The 17,509-nt window shown below is 51.3% G+C and carries 21 protein-coding genes; 6 read left to right on the forward strand and 15 right to left on the reverse strand.

Going from position 1 to position 17,509, the window contains the following annotated elements:
• Positions 1–84: 84 nt before the first annotated feature.
• From KNP76_RS12125 to KNP76_RS12140, 4 genes are read right to left on the reverse strand one after another with little or no spacing between them, the layout of a single operon-like run.
• Complete coding sequence (locus KNP76_RS12125) at positions 85–1,572, reverse strand: cryptochrome/photolyase family protein (protein WP_214844683.1); 1,488 nt, start codon at positions 1,570–1,572, stop codon at positions 85–87.
• Between the two features lie 31 nt (positions 1,573–1,603).
• Positions 1,604–2,509 (reverse strand): hypothetical protein, encoded by a 906-nt coding sequence (locus KNP76_RS12130; protein ID WP_214844684.1) that lies wholly within the window; start codon positions 2,507–2,509, stop codon positions 1,604–1,606.
• 6 nt (positions 2,510–2,515) lie between these two features.
• Positions 2,516–3,301: an ImmA/IrrE family metallo-endopeptidase gene (locus KNP76_RS12135; RefSeq protein ID WP_214844685.1), complete on the reverse strand. Its 786-nt coding sequence runs from the start codon at positions 3,299–3,301 to the stop codon at positions 2,516–2,518.
• A gap of 4 nt (positions 3,302–3,305) precedes the next feature.
• On the reverse strand, positions 3,306–3,707 hold the full coding sequence (locus tag KNP76_RS12140; protein ID WP_211780471.1) for a hypothetical protein: 402 nt from the start codon (positions 3,705–3,707) through the stop codon (positions 3,306–3,308).
• Positions 3,708–3,950: 243 nt separating this feature from the next.
• Between KNP76_RS12140 and KNP76_RS12145 the strand changes: the two genes are divergently transcribed.
• Positions 3,951–4,577 carry a class I SAM-dependent methyltransferase gene (locus KNP76_RS12145; protein WP_214844686.1) on the forward strand — a complete coding sequence of 209 codons (627 nt, stop codon included), beginning with the start codon at positions 3,951–3,953 and terminating at the stop codon, positions 4,575–4,577.
• Between the two features lie 2 nt (positions 4,578–4,579).
• Here KNP76_RS12145 and KNP76_RS12150 read toward each other — a convergent pair whose 3' ends face one another.
• The 5 genes from KNP76_RS12150 to KNP76_RS12170 form a co-directional block, all read right to left on the reverse strand.
• Positions 4,580–4,858 (reverse strand): hypothetical protein, encoded by a 279-nt coding sequence (locus tag KNP76_RS12150; RefSeq protein ID WP_214844687.1) that lies wholly within the window; start codon positions 4,856–4,858, stop codon positions 4,580–4,582.
• Positions 4,859–4,915: 57 nt separating this feature from the next.
• Entirely contained in the window at positions 4,916–5,965 is a 1,050-nt protein-coding gene (locus tag KNP76_RS12155) for a C45 family autoproteolytic acyltransferase/hydrolase (protein ID WP_034814543.1), read from the reverse strand.
• Positions 5,966–6,116: 151 nt separating this feature from the next.
• The gene (locus KNP76_RS12160; RefSeq protein WP_214844688.1) at positions 6,117–6,569 is read right to left on the reverse strand and encodes a hypothetical protein; all 453 of its coding nucleotides are present in this window, start codon (positions 6,567–6,569) and stop codon (positions 6,117–6,119) included.
• 12 nt (positions 6,570–6,581) lie between these two features.
• On the reverse strand, positions 6,582–7,004 hold the full coding sequence (fabZ, locus tag KNP76_RS12165; protein WP_214835866.1) for a 3-hydroxyacyl-ACP dehydratase FabZ: 423 nt from the start codon (positions 7,002–7,004) through the stop codon (positions 6,582–6,584).
• 13 nt (positions 7,005–7,017) lie between these two features.
• Positions 7,018–7,269: a DNA-directed RNA polymerase subunit beta gene (locus KNP76_RS12170; protein ID WP_034807313.1), complete on the reverse strand. Its 252-nt coding sequence runs from the start codon at positions 7,267–7,269 to the stop codon at positions 7,018–7,020.
• A gap of 197 nt (positions 7,270–7,466) precedes the next feature.
• Between KNP76_RS12170 and mscL the strand changes: the two genes are divergently transcribed.
• A complete protein-coding gene (gene mscL / locus KNP76_RS12175; RefSeq protein WP_214835863.1) occupies positions 7,467–7,844 on the forward strand; it encodes a large conductance mechanosensitive channel protein MscL in 378 nt (125 codons plus the stop codon).
• Between the two features lie 24 nt (positions 7,845–7,868).
• Here the strand turns inward: mscL and KNP76_RS12180 are convergent, their stop codons facing one another.
• The 3 genes from KNP76_RS12180 to KNP76_RS12190 all read right to left on the reverse strand — a co-directional run bounded on the left by KNP76_RS12180 (position 7,869) and on the right by KNP76_RS12190 (position 10,596).
• Positions 7,869–8,966, reverse strand: a complete 1,098-nt coding sequence (locus KNP76_RS12180) for a glycerate kinase family protein (protein ID WP_251137475.1) — start codon at positions 8,964–8,966, stop codon at positions 7,869–7,871.
• 62 nt (positions 8,967–9,028) lie between these two features.
• Complete coding sequence (locus KNP76_RS12185) at positions 9,029–9,811, reverse strand: flagellar hook-basal body protein (protein WP_214844689.1); 783 nt, start codon at positions 9,809–9,811, stop codon at positions 9,029–9,031.
• A gap of 11 nt (positions 9,812–9,822) precedes the next feature.
• Positions 9,823–10,596, reverse strand: a complete 774-nt coding sequence (locus KNP76_RS12190) for a flagellar hook-basal body protein (RefSeq protein ID WP_214844690.1) — start codon at positions 10,594–10,596, stop codon at positions 9,823–9,825.
• Positions 10,597–10,778: 182 nt separating this feature from the next.
• On the opposite strand from KNP76_RS12190, the gene KNP76_RS12195 reads away from it, so the two are divergent.
• Entirely contained in the window at positions 10,779–11,039 is a 261-nt protein-coding gene (locus KNP76_RS12195; RefSeq protein WP_029334276.1) for an AbrB/MazE/SpoVT family DNA-binding domain-containing protein, read from the forward strand.
• A gap of 35 nt (positions 11,040–11,074) precedes the next feature.
• Positions 11,075–11,440, forward strand: a complete 366-nt coding sequence (locus KNP76_RS12200; protein ID WP_214844691.1) for a type II toxin-antitoxin system PemK/MazF family toxin — start codon at positions 11,075–11,077, stop codon at positions 11,438–11,440.
• Between the two features lie 55 nt (positions 11,441–11,495).
• Here KNP76_RS12200 and KNP76_RS12205 read toward each other — a convergent pair whose 3' ends face one another.
• Entirely contained in the window at positions 11,496–13,430 is a 1,935-nt protein-coding gene (locus tag KNP76_RS12205) for a sensor histidine kinase (protein WP_214844692.1), read from the reverse strand.
• 191 nt (positions 13,431–13,621) lie between these two features.
• Here KNP76_RS12205 and KNP76_RS12210 point away from each other — a divergent pair, with 191 nt between their 5' ends.
• The gene (locus KNP76_RS12210; RefSeq protein WP_214844693.1) at positions 13,622–15,430 is read left to right on the forward strand and encodes a sensor histidine kinase; all 1,809 of its coding nucleotides are present in this window, start codon (positions 13,622–13,624) and stop codon (positions 15,428–15,430) included.
• Entirely contained in the window at positions 15,411–16,190 is a 780-nt protein-coding gene (locus KNP76_RS12215) for a response regulator (protein WP_214844694.1), read from the forward strand. The genes KNP76_RS12210 and KNP76_RS12215 overlap by 20 nt, the downstream gene beginning before the upstream one ends.
• 38 nt (positions 16,191–16,228) lie before the next feature.
• On the opposite strand, the gene KNP76_RS12220 is transcribed toward KNP76_RS12215, so the two are convergent.
• Positions 16,229–16,990, reverse strand: coding sequence for an SDR family oxidoreductase (locus KNP76_RS12220; protein WP_214844695.1), 762 nt, complete (start codon positions 16,988–16,990; stop codon positions 16,229–16,231).
• 6 nt (positions 16,991–16,996) lie between these two features.
• Complete coding sequence (locus KNP76_RS12225) at positions 16,997–17,404, reverse strand: DUF4275 family protein (RefSeq protein ID WP_214844696.1); 408 nt, start codon at positions 17,402–17,404, stop codon at positions 16,997–16,999.
• Positions 17,405–17,509 lie beyond the last annotated feature (105 nt).

The raw sequence follows: 17,509 nt of genomic DNA on the forward strand, positions 1-17,509 counted from the left end.
CCTCATCTGAAGGCTTGAGCAAAACAGAAATGGACTGCGCTCGCACAAGCACTTCAGAATCCCACTGCTTTAGCTGTGGGAGTGTCAAAAGGAATCTTTATCTTTAAGCGTCTGTCTCGCCTTCGCCAAAATGTCGGCTTTGACGTCGTCATCACGGCCTTGCCAGTTCCGGAGCATCATCTTCATCCGTTGGTTGTCCTTGAAGCGATCCTGATGTTTGTCGATGAAGTGCCAATACAGGGCGTTGAACGGACAGGCGTCTTCCTCGGTCGTGTGTTTCGGGTTATATTTGCAGCCTTTACAGTAGTCGCTCATCCGATCGATATACTTGCCCGAGGCGATATACGGTTTCGTCGCAAGCTTGCCGCCGTCCGCGTGGAGCGCCATTCCGAGCACGTTCGGCAAGACGACCCAGTCGTAAGCGTCGATATACATCTCATTGAACCAGTCACTCGTCTGTTGTGGTGAAATCTCGAACAGCGTCGCGAAGTTGCCGAGCACCATGAGCCGTTGGATGTGGTGGTTATGGGCCCGCTTGATGACCGGCTTCACGCTTTGATGGATACAGTGCATGTCCGTCTTCGCGTCCCAGAACGAGTCGGGCAAGTCGCGTTCGTGCTTGAACGTGTTGACCGACTCGTAACCGGGCATCGACGTCACATAGACGGCCCGCATGTACTCCCGCCAGCCAAGGATTTGTCGGACGAACCCTTCGATTGAGGCGAGCGGCGCGTCCGACGCGCACGCGGCCTCGACGACTTCGTGCGGTGTTAGGAGTCCGATATTGATGGCTGCTGACAACAGGCTGTGCGACATCTCTTGATTGTCCGCCAGCATCGCGTCCTGATACGGACCGAACGTCTCGAGACGTTCCTCGATGAAACGCTTCAACGCACGTCGGGCCTCACTGCGCGTCACCGGCCAGACGAACGGCGTGATGTCCCCCGGGTTGTCCTTAAAATCGCGCTCGACTTTTTTGATCACGTCTTTCGTGACGGCGTCCGGGCGGAAATGAATCGGTGCTGGGAACGTCAGCCCGGCTTTCGGGGGTTTGCGGTTATCCGCATCGAACGACCATTTCCCGCCCCGGGGTTTCCCATCCTCGAGCAGTACGTCAAAGCGTTTGCGCATCTGGCGGTAAAAGCGGTCCATCCGCCACGGCTCACTGCCAATCGTGTCGATGGCCTCTTCCTTCGTCAAATAGAAGAGCGGCACGTCTGTGTGTTCGACGAGCGTATGCTTCTTCCCGAACTGCTTCAACTTCTTCTCCATCGCGGCGTCGGTGACGGCCGTGTAATGGATCTCTGCCGGGTCGTATCGTTTGAAGTGGTCGTCCCATGCGTCTTGGAACGAGTCGGCCTCGTGATAGTCGACGGTGAAGCCTTTATCGCGTAATTCGTCCGCAAAGTGACGCATCGCCGAGAAGACGAGGACGAGCTTTTGTTTATGGTACGTCCGCCACATCGCCCGTGATGTCGCCTCGATCATGACGATGACATCATCGTCTTCGATATGATTGAACAATTCGAGCTCGTGTGACAGTTGATTGCCGAAAATCCAAAAGGAACGCATTTATATCCACCTCTACTCTGTACGCATGCTGTTAGAACGTGATTCTGAATTCTTCATTCCGACATACAAAACGAACGAGTTCTTGATTATCAAGTTGTCTTTGATCCACATCTCGAACCGAATACGAAAATCTAATTTTTCGATGGAGGTGTTTTCCTTCACGATGCTTAGACAAGAATACTGCCTTTTCCTCTTCATCCCAAACGTCTCGTTGTTTATGCAAGATGCTACATAACAAACAATCAAATGATTCTAGCTGATACGTTGCGAGAAAGGCTGGCTGATTCTGAATGTGCAACAACGCGAACACTTTTTCATCAGCACTGAGCAGACGGCGCACATTGTACACACCCTTTTCTTCATCGCTGAATAGACGAACATCAGGAACCCCATCTTCTAAAAGTACAAAAGCTAATAGATGTAATACTCTTTCTCTTAAATCTTTTTTCTGTTGTGATAACGCATGAAAGATTTCGTCTGGTGAAGCGGCCCTCTCAACCTCATGTTGAATCATTTTGTTCGTTTGGTTCAAATAGACATTCAATAATCGAAACTTGAGAAATGCCTGTGCTGACTGATCCATTGTGGTTGTTAAGATATCATAGATCATCTCAAACGAAAGAACGCGCACTTGAACATTCTCAGACAGTCTTTCGAACAGAGGCTGGTGTAAATCGCGATATCGCTCCATCGTCATACCTTGATTTCCGGCCGTTTCTGCAAGAATAGTTTCCGGGATATAGAGAACAGCATTGATTGCAACCAACTCGTCGATAAAGAGATTCATATCTTCAGGGTGTTCTCGCGCGATTTTGGCTAATCGAGTCAAAATCATGGTGTCGAACAGACACGCTTGTTGAAGAGAAGTCGGTGGGGCATACCTTCTATCGATAAAAGGATTAATTGAAGTGATTAACGAATCATACAGTTCACTCATCGAAAGTCACCACTTCTCCTGCTGCAACTCGACAAGACGTTTCATGTGTTTCGTATAAACCGTTTCAAGACTTTCTAAATCCGTTTCTCTAAGCATTGGATTGATTCGTTGTTGTTGGAGCATACGATTGATTTCGTTCAGTTTAATTGCAAGCGTAGGGTTGAATAAAGAATGGTCGATATCACTAGGCAGTTGATTACGATAGTCATAATCGATTGCATTCAATCCCTCTGTTTCATTAATTACACCATCTTGAGTCATTTTTATGACCAACGATTTATAAGGCACTTCAAAGATTGGTATGAGACGGATCACGTTCAACCGATAGTCGTCCTCTGGATAAAGCTCTTTGATTGATTCATATGACTCTTTCAAAACATGGCTGTTGATTAATAGTTCTGCAGCAAATAAGTTAGCTTTTCTTTCATTCTCATTTAAAACAGAGTCGTCAAAAAACGTTTGCGTGGTACTGTTTTTAATTTCTTCTTGTTCATACATGTAATGATAATACTCATGAGCCCACATAAAATTTTCGTAAACCCTTGGTTGCGACGTATTAATGTGAATATAAAAATTTCCGTTTCGATATGTGACTAATCCTCCGTAGTTTTGCTCTTCGCTCGGAAACAATAATACATGCGCGTGTTTCATTAACTCATTTTTGATGGCTTCGTGGGTCTTTAAACGAAATGACAAGCCTTTGTCTTTCGTGTTCTCTACTTTGCTGATTACTTCTGGCAGCAATCGTTTATTCTGTGTAATGACTTCTAACAGATTCTGCTGATTGATCATAAGATTACGATCGCTCCTTGTTTATTTGACTCAATCGTTCTAATACATCAATCATCGAGATGAAATCTTCAAGCATTTTCATCGTTTCATCAAGACGATGTTCATCTCCGTTCTTATGATAGCTAGCAGCCGCAACATTTATAAGATTGGACTCTAAATCAATCTGTTCGATTGTTTTTGGTGGCACAAACTGTTCATTATAGAAATAAAACGGTTCGTTGATTCGAAACAACCTGTTTATTTTTTGGACGTTTTTATTGATATCGCCGCTCCCTTTTAACAGGTCGTAATAGGTCGACTTCGTCATACCTGCTCGCTCATATACCCACTTCGGAGATTTTCCCGTCGCTTCAATGTAAAGCTTGATATTTCTACCGACCAATTGATTCAATTCATTTTGATTCATAATTTAATCCCCCTTTACTACCAATTCCTTAATTCCGATTAAAACAAACTAAATAATTAAAAATAAACATTTAATCTTAAATATGACCACTTAATCCATTTTAAGTTCGTTTTAACCGGAATATCAAGAAACTTTTTAATTGGAGGTCAATTTTTCTAGATTTCTTGCCCATAACATCCAGTTTGCGATTTTCAGTTATGCTACACTCGACTTACAAAAAAATCTAACGAGAGGACTGAGTCAATGGTCCAAAAACGTCTCCAAACATGGATTGACAGTCGATATGAGAACCCACGCGGCATCGTCGGCACGTATATCGGTGAGAAGATGGTCAGGCAACACCGGGTCGAAGTCGATTGGACGATTGAGCAACTTCAGATTCAACCAAACGACCGCATCCTCGACGTCGGTTGCGGGGCCGGCGACGCGCTGGCACAGATGCTGCGTGGCTATAATCACGTACATGTGACCGGGCTCGACCGTTCCCCGACCATCGTCCGCTCGGCGCTCCGACGAAATCGAACGGACGTGCAAGCCGGGCGAGCCAATGTCGTCGAAGGCAATCTCGGGACGCTCCCGTTTCCGGACGTGCAGTTCGACCGCGTCTTCAGCATTCACACCCTCTACTTTTGGGACGACGTGCCTGCGGTGCTTGACGAAATCGAATGTGTCCTCGCACCGGGCGGGTTGTTCGTCATCACGTACTGTGACGGGAAAGGTGACGGGACGTGGGACGGCATCGCATCCATCGTGCGGGAACAGTTGATTCCCGCCGCTTCTGCGCTCGGGTTCATTGACGTTCAAGAACGCCGAGGGCCTGACTCGCGTGACTATCATACGGTCGCCGTGACGGGACGAAAACCCGTCTAACGTCACCCCCGGCTCTTCCGGGTGACCGCGATCCCGCCGAACCCACTGATGATGGCGATATAAAAGCCTAAGTCATAAAACCAGCCGGTGTTGTTCACTTCATAGACGCGATACGTGTCGTTGAACAGCCCGAGAATCAAGGAAATCGGTGCGATCCAGCCGTGCCAAATGCCCCAAAAGAAACCGGCCGGATCGGTCGTGTACGTCCCGTCGCCCGGCACGCATCCACCTAGCACGATGCTCATACTCAAGATGATGGCCAATACTCCGATTCGTTTCATATGAATCCCTCCTATTATCGTTATTCCCCGTTTTCACTAAAAAGGCACTGACCGAAGTCAGCGCCACAATTGGACCGTGTTGGCGAACTCGATATCGGTCGCAATCTCGCCGTCGAGAGCGTGAAAGTCAAAGTCCTCGCCGTCGAGCCACTTTTGGAAATCGAAGATGACCGGATCGCGGTCGCCGCCAAGGGCGAACCACGTCTCGAGCGTCTCCGGGAAATAGGCCGCCGTATGGATTGTGCCGGCCCAACTCTTGTAGAGCTCCGAGAAGACACCCTTGTCCGAGTCGTTCATGAGCCGGAACGCGCTCTCGGCGTCTTGGACGATATGTTGATACATCTTGATCTCCATCATCCGGCGCGTCGAATCGTCGAGATGGTAGCGGTTCTCATGTTGCAACAACTCGAAGTGGTTCGTGCAGATGTTCGACTCGCGGACTTGAATGTCGCGCGGTGTCGCCTCGACGACACGCGTCTTTGATGACTTGTCATGCACGACATATGTGAACGAGCCACGGTGCGGAATCTCTTTCAATAAGTCGACCGCCTCCTCGACCGTCGCGCACGTCTCGAGAATCATCCGGCCAATCATTTGACAGACGAACCCGTCACCAGGACGCCGACGGTTGATGAAGTTATAACCCATGGCGAGCCCTTTCTCGTTCATGCCATCCATCCGTCCGGTGACGCGCGAGACGGGGCCGATGACGGCGTAACCATCGTCCGGCTGGAACACGTTGTAGCGACCATCGTACGTCATCGGATGATAGTCGTAATTGCGGACGAGGAAATTGTCGCCCGTTAAAATCGAACAGCCGCTGACCGGGTTGTTCACCCGGAAGTGCCCGAAATGTAAGAGCGTATCGGCGAGAGTCAATTCGAGTTCATCTTGGAGCCCGAGCAGTTCTTCCCAAATTTTCGGGGCGAACCGGTCGAACGCCTCTTTTGCCTCGCGCTCGTCAATCTCAAAACGTGGGACCCGGAGTTTCCATTGGTCGGTCCGGTTTTCGAGCAGTTTGCTTCGCTTTATATAGTTCCCTTGAAAGCGGCCAAAATCATAATGACTGCCGCGAAATTGTGTCAGTTCACTTGAGACGCGTTGCATGCAAAAACCTCCCTTGCGCCCATTATAGCGGACGCGTGGGAGGTCTGTCTGAGATGAACCTGTTTACAACTTGAGCTGTCGGCTCGGAGTCGCAAAATCAATGGGGGCGTATACAAAAACGGATGATTTGTCGAAAATCATCCGTTTCACTTCATTCATTTGTCGCATTCACGACTTCAAGTGGGATCGACACTTCCGTTTCCCCTTCTTCAGCGATATGGAAGAGCGGGAGTGTCTCTGGCACGAACAAGTCCGGGTTCAAATCGACTTGATACACGTACGTTCGGACGTCCCCTTCACGCTCGGCCGTCAGTTCACCGAACGGGATCGGGACACGATTGCCATCGACTTCGTAACTGATGACCGTCGTCGGTTCGAGACGACGGTCTTCGAGCATGCGAATCGTGAACAACATCGTCGAGCTGTTCGCGCGTTCTAGAGAGACGGCGATCGCCTCGGACTGCCCGGCTCGCTTATCAATCAATTGTTCATCGACATTTTGTTCGTAGACGATGTTCTCCTCGGTCGCTTGTTCGCTTTGCATCTGCTGACAACCTACGACAATCATCAAGCCGAGCACAAAAGCGATGGCCAACACGCGCATGTTACTCCCCCCTTACTTCAGGGCGAAAGTTAGTTCCGCTTCACAAGCGACTTCTCCATCGACAGTCGCCACGGCCCGGCCTTTTCCAATCGGGCCACGCACTTTCAAAATCTCGACTTCAAGGCGCAATTGATCGCCTGGAACGACTTGACGTTTAAAGCGACATCCGTCGATTCCAGCGAAGAAAGCGAGCTTACCACGGTTCGCTTCTTGTTTGAGCATCGCGAATGCACCGACTTGTGCGAGCGCCTCGACAATCAAGACGCCTGGCATGACGTTATAGTCTGGAAAATGTCCGTTGAAGAACTCTTCGTTCGCCGTCACGTTTTTTAGTCCAACGGCCCGCTTGCCTTCTTCGACCTCAAGAATACGGTCGATGAGCAAGAACGGATACCGATGTGGGATTACTTCTTTAATCTGTTCAATCGTATACATGGTTCCACCACCCTTATGAGGTTAGCCAAAAATCGGTGATATGGCGCCACGTGTCGATGTTGAACACGTCCCTCCACTCGCCGCCGCCAATGACGCTGTACCCGATAATGGCACCAATCGCGAGCATCGCGACAGCCAATATGAGGACAACGATGACACGCAGCAAGATTGGGAAACGGCGGTTGTTCGACAGACGCTTCCGCTCTGTCCGCTGTTTCGACTCTTTTTCCTCCGAGCCCTTTTGTTCTTCGTTCGCCACGTCCATTCATCCTTTCAGCTCATCTGATTATAACATATTAGTACCAGGTAATAAAACCGTTGTATGAGTTCTCTTTTAGTGTAACGTATCTAGAAAACCCGAACAAGCGCCCCGTCCTAAAGACGGGAAATGAAAAAAGGATGTTGCTTTCATAGAAGGATATGCTACCGTGAGAGTATTCATTTATGAGGAGGTATTATTCTATGTGGAAAGAGTTTAAAGAGTTCGCCATGCGTGGCAACATCGTTGACCTTGCCGTCGCCTTCATTCTCGGGGCCGCCTTCACGGCCATCGTCAACTCGCTCGTCAACGACATCTTCATGCCACTTCTCGGCATCTTGATTGGCGGCATCAACTTCTCAGACTTATCGATGAGCGTGCTCGACGTCGAGGTCGCTTACGGCAACTTCATTCAAGAGATCGTCACGTTCTTACTGATCGCCTTCGCCTTGTTCATGATGGTGAAAGTAATCAACCGTTTGAAGCGAGAAAAAGCCGTCGAAGAGACGCCGGAACCAGAACTGTCACGTGAGGAACAACTCCTCTCTGAGATTCGTGATTTGTTGAAAGAACGCTCATGACGAAAAGCCTGAACCCATGACGGGTCAGGCTTTTTTGTCGAGCAACCGCACGACCCGACCGACGGCGTTCGTCAACAGCGTTGGCGCCTCACACATCGCCTCCTCGAGCGTCATCACCCGGGAAACGATAGGGAACACCGCTTCGATGCCGACGTCCGGGACGGCGACCACTTCCGTCTGTCCGGTGAATACGAGCGTCGGAACGCCGTGTGCGTGGGCGATTTGAGCGAGTCCATACGGGGCTTTCCCATACAGCGACTGCTGATCAAACGTCCCTTCTCCCGTGATAAGCCAGTCGGCGTCGTGTACGTGCATCTCAAAGTTCGACCAACTTACGACTTCCTCGATTCCGCTCCTATACGTCGCCCCAAGCTGATAGAGGGCAAACCCGACTCCACCTGCCGCACCCGCACCCGGTCGTGTCGTCATATCGTGCGTGAAACAGCGGGCATACTTGGCAAGATATGCCTCATAGCGTCCGATGTCTCGTCTAGTCAACCCTTTTTGCGGGCCAAACACGACGGCTGCCCCATCGTCACCAAGTAGCGGATTCGTCACGTCCGAGGCGATGCGCCATTCCACTTCTCGCGCTTCCGGCATAAGGTTCGACCAATCGATGGATGCGACACGCTCGAGTTGATGAGGGAAAGTACCGAGTTCGTTTCCAACGTGATCGTAAAATCGGACTCCGAGCGCCTCAAGCAGACCTTTGCCCCCGTCGATGGTCGCACTCCCGCCAAGCCCGACCGTGATGTGCTTCGCCCCAAGTTCGAGCGCCGCCCGTATTTGCAGTCCGGTTCCGTACGTACTGTAACGCCATGGATCGCGCATCTCGACGAGCGTGAGCCCGGACGCCTCGGCGAGTTCGATGACTGCGTCTCGTGATGACTCGGACCAGCCAAAGCGTGCCCGTCGCATCCTACCGTCGAGCGCCGTGACGTCATGCGTCATCACGTCTCCATCTGGATGCGTCGCGAGCCAGGCATCGAGAAACCCTTCACCCCCGTCCGACATCGGTACGGTCACGACGTCATGTTCTTCGAGTGCTCGCGCCACGGCCGCATTTGCCTCGACGCTCGTGAGTGATCCTTTGAATGCATCCATTGCCACGACAATCTTCATGCCATCCCTCCTCCTCATAAGTGTAACGCAAAAACCGCCCCCCCGAGGAGAAGCGGCCTACGTTATGGGCGAAGTGACGTGACGAGTCCCATCATCTGGTCACTCATCGAGAGTGCCCGTGAGTTCATCTGATAAGCTCGTTGGGTGATCGTCATATCGGTCATCTCTCTCGTCAAATCGACGTTCGACGACTCGAGTGTCCCTTCAATCAAGAGGTTTCCGAGCGGACGGTCGACCTCGGTCTGAAAATCGGCCGAGTAGACGTTGTTCCCCATCGGGCGAAGTTCCGCCGTATTGCGGACCTCGACGATATCGAGACGTCCAAACTGTTGTTCGACCCCGTTCACGCTGGCGACGACGACGCCGTCTTGACGGACGCGATGGTTCGTCGCTTCGTTCGGCATCGTGATACGGTTGCCGTCATCACCGAGTATCGCGTTCCCGTTCACATCGACGAGCGTCGTCTCGGCACCGACCGACAGTTGCAGGTTGCCGTCCCGTGTCACGCCCGGACCGTTCGGCGTCTCGACGACGAAGAACTGTCGGCTCGCCTTCAAGAAGACGTCGAGCCCGCGCTCGGTCGCTCGAATCTGTCCGATATTGAACTGTTGCGAGATATCGGCGACATGCCCCCCGACGCCGATGCGAATCCCGTTCGGCGTGTCGCGCCCGACTTCGAACTCGGGACGCGGCTGGTTGTTGTACGCCTGTGACAAGAGCGACGCGAAGTGTCCTTGCTGGCGCTTGAACCCAATCGTGTCGACGTTCGCGATGTTATGGCCGGTCACGTCGAGCTGACGTTGCAGCTGCGTGAGCGAGTTGACCGAATTATAAATGGACTGCATACGTTTCCTCCTTATCGAACCCGAGCGATTTCGATGGCTCGCTCGGCACTCTTGTCATACGCTTGGACGACCTTTTGATTCGCCTCGAACTGACGATACGTCATCATGAGGTCGGCCATCGTCTGGTCGAGATTGACGTTCGCCTCCTCGATGAACCCTTGTTGGAACGTGACCGGCGCGAGTGCGGGTGCATCCCCGTTCACGCGGTAATCGTTCCCGACTTGCTCGAGCGTCGCCAAGTCATCGACTTGATAGGCACCGAGCGTCGCCACGTTCTCCCCGAGTGACGTGATTTGTCCGTCCGCAGACAGTGTGAACTCGCTCGACGGCAGCTGGATTCGCGCGCCGGCGTCCGACAAGACGTATCCACCGTCAGCTGAACGAAGGAATCGCTCCTCGTCGACTGCGAAACGGCCGTTCGTCGTGTAAAGCGTCTCACCGTTTTGTTCGACCGCGAACATCGGGGCACCGGTGAATGCGGCCGGCGCCTTCAAATAGACGTCCGTCGGGCTACCTGTTTCCGAGATGCTACCGGCTGAGAAACGCGGCATCGTCTCTTGAAGATACACACCGGTCGAGAGTGTCCCAACCTGACCTTGTACCCGTGAGCGTCCGTTGCCGGGGTTGCTCACTTGGGCGAGCAACATCTCAGGAAATGACCGAACGACCCCGTTCGATGCCTTGAATCCAGGCGTCCGCACGTTGCCGAGGTTGTTGCTTAAAATCTCTTGCTGGCGTTGCAGCGCGTTCATCGCACCGGCCGCCGTATATAGTCCGCGTAACATGATCGTCTTCCTTTCGTCCTCAAACGTGTTCTACTTTCTTTATCGTACCAAACGAAGGAATCATTCACCGTTTTTTGAAAAAAAGATGAAGAATAATTATGATTTATTTATGTTCGGTAGTAGATAATAAATAATATGATATAATTATTTTATAATCGTATTTCATGAAGGAGGAACGTGCCATGGCTCGTCGAGTTACAAATGACCGCTCTAAAGTCGTCGTGAGAAAAGTAGGCGGTTCAAAAGGCGTAACGTTACCAAAGGCGCTTTCTGCGGACATTGGAGATCAGTTTTACATTCAACAACATCATGACGGAACGATCATCCTTACGCCTTTAGAAAAACCAAAAATCCTGAAAAACGTATTTGCTGATGTGAATGAAGAGACGTATGCAGATTTATACGAGGTCATCCTTGAAGAAGTAGGCAAGGAAGCAGAGTAAACACATCACGTTTCTTTTGGAAGGAAGCTAAAAATATGTCATCTTCATTGAATAAATTACAGCGACCCCTCGTCGGAGAGATTGGCTATATCGATTTTGACCCAAGCGCGGGATCTGAAATTCAAAAACGGCGCCTCGCGATTGTGATTAGCCAAAATGATTTCAATCGAACTGGATTTTGCATCGTTTGCCCAATCACCCATACTGAAAGACCTTTGTTTGTTCGTATACCCGATGGATTACCAGTAGAAGGTTACATTAACGTCATTCAAGCCAAGTCAATCGACTGGAGGGCCCGACGGTGGAAACGAACGACGACGTGTCCAGTCGAAGCGTTAGAACAAGTTCAAGAAATTGTAGCCGTAGCCATTCTAGGTGAATGTTCGATCATTCGAACTTAGGTTTGCCTGAGATATACAAAAACGAGTTCGTCTCCGCTTGAGAGACGAACTCGTTTTACGATTCGACGATCGGCAATTCGACGACCATCGTCGTCCCTTTGCCCGATTCAGATTTTGCATAAATCGTTCCACCGTGAGATTCGACGATCTCTTTACAAATGGCGAGCCCAAGGCCGGTGCCTCCAATATTGCGGCTTGCTTCACTTTGTACGCGGTAAAACTTCTCAAACAAGCGTTTGGCATCCTCTTCTGATACGCCGATTCCTTCATCTTCGATGGCGACCCGGATGACGTCGTCATCGCATTCAACGTTGACGGTGATATTCCCACCGTCGGGTGAATATTTAATCGCATTGTTCAGGATATTCGAGAACACTTGACGAAGGCGAGCCGGATTCCCGGAAATTTGAAGCGACTCGTCACAGTCAAAGTGGAACATGTGCAGCTCCGTCGAGCCGGCATGTATCTCGAGCACATCTGACAACATCTCATATAGACTTTCGATTTTGAAATCTTGTTGGTCGGCGCCTGCTTCCATCTTCTGCACGTCAAGTAAATCCGTGACGAGCCGCTCGAGGCGCTTCGTCTCACTATTGATCATATTCAAGTAGCGTTTCCGCTTCTCCTCGTCGACGTGGCGCGTGGCCAACAGTTCGGTGAATCCGAGGATGGAGGTGAGCGGTGTCCGTAGTTCGTGCGAGACGGTGGCGACAAGCTCCGTCTTCAAGCGATCGATTTCAATCTCTTTTGTGACGTCACGTGAGACAAACATCAAACCGAACCGTTCGTCCTTCAGTTCAATCGGTTCGGCGTACATCCGTACGATACGTCTACCCTGTTGCATCGAGTACGTAAACGTCTCATCGAATATTCCCTCGCGTCGAGCTCGATTTGTAAAGCGGAGCAATCCCTCCCGGTCGTCGATATGGCTCATGAACGGCTCATAGAACGTCTCGATTGGGTAAAGGCTTTGACGATGTTCATACGGGACCGGCTGGTCATACAAATCGAACAGCGCTTGGTTACCGTACATCTTACCGGTGCCCAGCTCTTCAAACACGATAGAATCACGCATCGTGTGTAAGATGCGGGCCGTCTTCTCCCGCTCTCGTTCAAGCGCATCGTGTTGTCCGATGAGCGAACTCGACATCTCGTTGAACGCTCTTGACAGTTGACCGACCTCATTCTTGAGTGGTTCGACCGGGATGAGTGCCGCGTGTGGGTCGACGGAAAGTCGTTCACTGTTCGTGATGAGCGCCTGCAGTTGTTTCGTCAAACGGACGATGTACGGCTGTAAACTCACGAACAAGATAAATACAGCTCCAAGTAAAATCATAAGCCACGTCCACTGCGCTTTCGCGAGTTGCTCGGACAACGCTTCACGGAGCGACGTCTCTTGGAAATCGAGGTCGGCCCGATAATCTGTGAAGACCGACTCCATGTCGACGATGCTTGCACTCATGTCGGCCGCACTCTTCGAATTGAATTTGAAGCGCGTCTGGTTCGACGTTTCATTTTTCGGCATAAGCTGCCCGACCGTTGCCATCTGGAGGAACGGTTCATCAATCTCACCGTTGTTTTTTGCAATGACGTACCGCTCAAGCCCTGGCATGACGCGTGTTGTGTATATCGTGAACAAAAGCCTCGCGTCTTTGGCGAACGTCTGCTCTTCTTTATTGACAGCCGTCTCTTCGAACCACGTCGTTTGTTCATCAATTCGCGTTTGGGCGCTACGCACCTCGTTCAAGAGCGCATCTTCCCCGAGCAGGACGTGACCGCGCATCTCATATTGCATCGATTGCCACGTCTCGAACAAGTCCGTCGCGCGCGAACGCTGTTCACTGATGCGCTCGAGTTCGACGGTCGTCTCTTTAATCGCTTGTTGTGTATAAAAATATGTGCCTAGCGACGTGAACGTAATCAAGGCCACGAGCACATAAAAGATTGTCAGCACTTGACGGCTGATTCTTGCTTCAATCCAACGTTTCATGGTTCGCCTTCTTCCCTTTAAGTGTTTGCTCCTCTATTCAAGCCTCCCGCTATTCAAACGGGACGTTTTCGTGTACGATTAGGTGACATTCGTCACATCCGTTCAAGACAGGCCTCGGCCTTTTGACGGAATGTGATAAGTATACCGTTGTCTTCTCACAAGAAACTCACAAGTCTGAAGGGAATGTGCCCATGACCCGTAAACATATCGGGCTGATGCTCGTCATCATTCTCGTCGCCATCACGAGCGGATTAGTGCTCACGCGCGGCCAGACGATTGACAGCACGGCCACCGTCACCCGGGGTTCGGCCGATTTGACCGAATCGCAAGTGACAGAACACATCACCCGGCTCGACGGAACGTGGCGTTTCCAATCGAGTCTGCTTGACGCCGTCGACCGACAATCTTATCGTAACGTCCCCCATGTCACGCCCCACGCCACCGCGACGTATGAGGTCGATGTTGCGTTACCTCCCGGACAATATGCACTCCGTGTCCCACAGAACCATCCACATGTCCGTATCCTCATCGATGGTGAACCGGCAGATCCTGTCTATTCTTCCGTCAAACAAGGAGACAGACAGGCGTATTTAGTCCTGCTCGACCCAAACTCATCCGACTTCCGCCTGACGATGCAAGTAAGCGGATCAACCGACCGGCCGACCGGGCTCGAGGACAGCCTGTTAATCGGTCCAATCAACAACATGCTGACGCTGCAAAATGAACTGTTCAGCTACGACTTCGTGAACGTGTTGATCGCCTGCTTGATCTTCCTGTTTTACGCCATCGTCTCTGTCTTCCACCGGAAAGAATCGATTTATTTATACGGGGCGGGGTTCTTTTTCTTGATCGCTTTGTCACTGTTGACCCGCGACCAAATCGTGTTTGAATTCATCCCGGTGATGGCTTATGTCGTCGCCCATAAAGTCAGCCTCATCGCCGTCTTGCTCAGCGTCTGTATGCTCATCGAGTTCGCCATCCGGCTCGAACGTGTCCCGTACGAACGGTTCTTGCGGCTCGCCACATACCCGCTCTACGTCTTAAGTGCTGTCGCCATCATCATCCCATACGCGGTGCATGGCTGGTTCGACTACGCCGCCTGGATTTACGTCTTGTTCATCGCCTTCTTTTGGACCGGCCTCAACATCAATTGGCTGTTCGAGCGCAAATCGACGGGCTACCCGCTCGAGTTCCTCATCTTCACGTTGGCGATGATTATTGGGTACATCGGACAGACGATCAATATTCTGATCCCACATCCGAACCAAGACACGTACACGAGCATCTTATCGCTCATTTATTTCGTGCTCATGTTCACGTTGTTGCCGTTACACCTGTCGACCGACAAGCGGCAAAAGCAAGAAGTCCAGACGTTCGCCGCTCAGAGCGAAATCTCGTTCTTTAACGCGCAAATCAAACCGCATTTTCTCTATAACACGTTCGGGAACGTCATCGCGCTCTGTTATACGGCCCCGAACGAGGCGGCACGACTGCTCAGCCACTTGAGCACATACGTCCGCTTCATCTTCGAGAACGGTCGGACCGATTCGAACATCACACTCGGGCAAGAACTCGAGATGATCGACTCGTATCTGTCCATCGAGCAGACCCGATTCAACGATGCCTTCACCATCATCAAAGACATCGATGACAGTCTATTCAACGTGGAAGTACCACCGCTCCTCATCCAGCCGCTCGTCGAGAATGCGCTACGACACGGTCTGATGAGAAAAGGTGGCAACAAACGGCTCATGTTAGCGGTACAAGACCTCGGATCGGCGATTGAGGTCCGCATCGCCGACAACGGTGTCGGCTTCGACCCGAAACGAACGGCCATGCCGACGAGCGGGATTGGCATCCCGAACGTCCGCAATCGCATCGCCTATGTACCGAATGCCACATTCACACTACAATCGGAAGTCGGAGTCGGCACGAACGTCCTTATCCGCCTTCCGAAACGAGAAAGGATGAACGTCCCGAATGCGCACGATCTTGATTGAAGATGAACAGCACTTATTGCGGATGATGGAACGCATCGTCCAAACGGAGCCGAACTTGAAATGGATGGGCTCGTTCCACGACCCGAAAGAAGCCCTCACTTTTTTAAACAACCAAGACGTCGATCTTGTGTTTCTCGATATCGAGATGCCGCATATGTCTGGTGTCGATTTTGCGAAACAGTTGCCGAAGACGACACAAGTCGTCTTCACGACGGCGCATAGCCAGTATGCGGTCGAGGCGTTCGAATTACAGGCGACCCACTATTTGTTGAAACCGATTACGGAAGATAAAATCCACACGTTGATGCCGCGCGTCATGAAGCGGTACGAGTCGATTTTACAATCAGAGCGGCACCGGACGTGCACGATTCAGTGCCTCGACCATTTCTCCGTCAACACGCAGGACGGCGACCTCGTCAAGTGGCCGACGCAAAAGACCGAAGAGTTGTTCGCTTACTTGATTTATCATCGTGATAAGGTCGTCAACAAATGGCTCATCGCTGAGACACTCTACCCAGAGATTGACGAGCCGCAGCGCGCGCTCCATAACGTCTACAATCTCGTCTATCGCTTGAAGAAGACGCTCGCCGATTACAACTTGAGCATCTCGGTCCAAACGATTAACAACGGGTACTCGCTCCGTCTTGATGAGGCGTGCACATGTGATTACTACGCATGGCTCGATGCCGACCCGAAACCGATGCCAAAAGAAGAGGTGGCCGGTCGCCTTTTCGTCGACAAAGACTATACGTGGCACTGAAAAAAGCGCTTCTCCAATGCGTCTGGAGAAGCGCTTTTTCATCGTCCGGTAAAGCCCCCGTCGACGTGCAAATGTTGACCGTTGACCCATGCCCCGTCCGGTCCCATCAAGAACGCGACGAAGCGGGACGTATCTTCCGGCTTACCGACGCGACCGTGTGGGAAAAACGGGACGAGATGATCGTGTAACGTGTCATCAATCCATCCCGAGTCGGTCGGTCCCGGGTCGAGGGCGTTAACGGAAATGCCGTAACGCCCAACCCCGTTCGCGAGTGCCGGTGTGATGGCGATGAGCGCCCCTTTCGTCGCGATGTAGGCGAGATTGTTTGCGTCCGGTCCACCCGACACCATGAACAAGATTCGTCCGTCGTTTAGCCCGGCTCGTTTGTATCGCTCGATGAAGGCGAACGTGAGTCCGAGCGTCCCCTCATTGTTGACGAGGTAGTGCGTGCGCAGCGTCTCGGTCGTAAATGAGTCGACGTTTACGTGGCGCTCGAACGTCGCATTGTTGATGAGACGACTCGGCACACCGAGTGTAGCCTCGACCCGGTCGAGCAGCCCTTCTGCGTCACCTGACGCCAAATCGTACGCCTCATGGGCCACACGTGCGCCTAAGGTCTGTAACTCATCGATAAACTGATGAATGAAATCTGGCTCTGCCCCGACCCCGTCCGTCCCGTCAAACGGGGTCCAGTGCGTGAGATAGAGGTCGTGTCCTTCTTTCGCAAGCTTTCTGGCGATTGCCGCGCCGATGCCTTTATCGCGGCTGACACCGGTAATCAAGGTGAGTGGTCGTGTCATTTCTGTTTACTCCTCCAAACGTTTTATAAAGTAAGGCCCATACTCTTGTTCGTGTGGTACAACATAAGTCCATGTCATATGCTCATCCACGATGTATACATCCGCGTACTCACCGTCCCTTACCGTAAAATCATTGCGGTTCATCTTTTTAGATTGGTTAAAATTCAGTACAACTATATCCGGAGAAGATTCAAAAAATAGATAACACTTCCATGTCTTCGCATGATTGAACGCATCCTCTGCAGCTGCCCCCCCTAAAAAACGCCCAACAAGATGTTCCCAAAGAAAGGGACGCACTTGCCGTCCGTCCTCCAGGAAGGCGTTTCGCCATCGCTCTCGTAAAGCCTTGCCTCCTTCTTCGGAAAACATCACATCCACTCGTTTGTCAGTCAACTGTTTGATAAGCTGATCCATCTCACTCCCCCCTATTACATCCAGTGTATCCATTTCCGTGGAAATAAAAAAGACGAATCGAATCGCTACGAAAAGCGATTCGATTCGTCAAAAGCTCTTTGTTAT

It is taken from the genome of Exiguobacterium sp. s150 (assembly GCF_018618435.1).
Lineage (GTDB): Bacteria > Bacillota > Bacilli > Exiguobacteriales > Exiguobacteriaceae > Exiguobacterium > Exiguobacterium alkaliphilum.

Excerpts from the sequence above, each read along its gene's own strand:
- KNP76_RS12170 (WP_034807313.1), bottom strand. The coding sequence starts at position 7,269 with ATGGACGTGGCGAACGAAGAACAAAAGGGCTCGGAGGAAAAAGAGTCG.
- KNP76_RS12145 (WP_214844686.1), top strand. The coding sequence starts at position 3,951 with ATGGTCCAAAAACGTCTCCAAACATGGATTGACAGTCGATATGAGAAC.
- KNP76_RS12225 (WP_214844696.1), bottom strand. The coding sequence starts at position 17,404 with ATGGATCAGCTTATCAAACAGTTGACTGACAAACGAGTGGATGTGATG.
- KNP76_RS12180 (WP_251137475.1), bottom strand. The coding sequence starts at position 8,966 with ATGAAGATTGTCGTGGCAATGGATGCATTCAAAGGATCACTCACGAGC.
- KNP76_RS12125 (WP_214844683.1), bottom strand. The coding sequence starts at position 1,572 with ATGCGTTCCTTTTGGATTTTCGGCAATCAACTGTCACACGAGCTCGAA.
- KNP76_RS12155 (WP_034814543.1), bottom strand. The coding sequence starts at position 5,965 with ATGCAACGCGTCTCAAGTGAACTGACACAATTTCGCGGCAGTCATTAT.
- mscL (WP_214835863.1), top strand. The coding sequence starts at position 7,467 with ATGTGGAAAGAGTTTAAAGAGTTCGCCATGCGTGGCAACATCGTTGAC.
- KNP76_RS12215 (WP_214844694.1), top strand. The coding sequence starts at position 15,411 with ATGCGCACGATCTTGATTGAAGATGAACAGCACTTATTGCGGATGATG.
- KNP76_RS12160 (WP_214844688.1), bottom strand. The coding sequence starts at position 6,569 with ATGCGCGTGTTGGCCATCGCTTTTGTGCTCGGCTTGATGATTGTCGTA.
- KNP76_RS12205 (WP_214844692.1), bottom strand. The coding sequence starts at position 13,430 with ATGAAACGTTGGATTGAAGCAAGAATCAGCCGTCAAGTGCTGACAATC.
- KNP76_RS12140 (WP_211780471.1), bottom strand. The coding sequence starts at position 3,707 with ATGAATCAAAATGAATTGAATCAATTGGTCGGTAGAAATATCAAGCTT.
- KNP76_RS12185 (WP_214844689.1), bottom strand. The coding sequence starts at position 9,811 with ATGCAGTCCATTTATAATTCGGTCAACTCGCTCACGCAGCTGCAACGT.
- KNP76_RS12220 (WP_214844695.1), bottom strand. The coding sequence starts at position 16,990 with ATGACACGACCACTCACCTTGATTACCGGTGTCAGCCGCGATAAAGGC.
- fabZ (WP_214835866.1), bottom strand. The coding sequence starts at position 7,004 with ATGTATACGATTGAACAGATTAAAGAAGTAATCCCACATCGGTATCCG.
- KNP76_RS12130 (WP_214844684.1), bottom strand. The coding sequence starts at position 2,509 with ATGAGTGAACTGTATGATTCGTTAATCACTTCAATTAATCCTTTTATC.
- KNP76_RS12195 (WP_029334276.1), top strand. The coding sequence starts at position 10,779 with ATGGCTCGTCGAGTTACAAATGACCGCTCTAAAGTCGTCGTGAGAAAA.
- KNP76_RS12135 (WP_214844685.1), bottom strand. The coding sequence starts at position 3,301 with ATGATCAATCAGCAGAATCTGTTAGAAGTCATTACACAGAATAAACGA.
- KNP76_RS12200 (WP_214844691.1), top strand. The coding sequence starts at position 11,075 with ATGTCATCTTCATTGAATAAATTACAGCGACCCCTCGTCGGAGAGATT.
- KNP76_RS12210 (WP_214844693.1), top strand. The coding sequence starts at position 13,622 with ATGACCCGTAAACATATCGGGCTGATGCTCGTCATCATTCTCGTCGCC.
- KNP76_RS12190 (WP_214844690.1), bottom strand. The coding sequence starts at position 10,596 with ATGTTACGCGGACTATATACGGCGGCCGGTGCGATGAACGCGCTGCAA.
- KNP76_RS12150 (WP_214844687.1), bottom strand. The coding sequence starts at position 4,858 with ATGAAACGAATCGGAGTATTGGCCATCATCTTGAGTATGAGCATCGTG.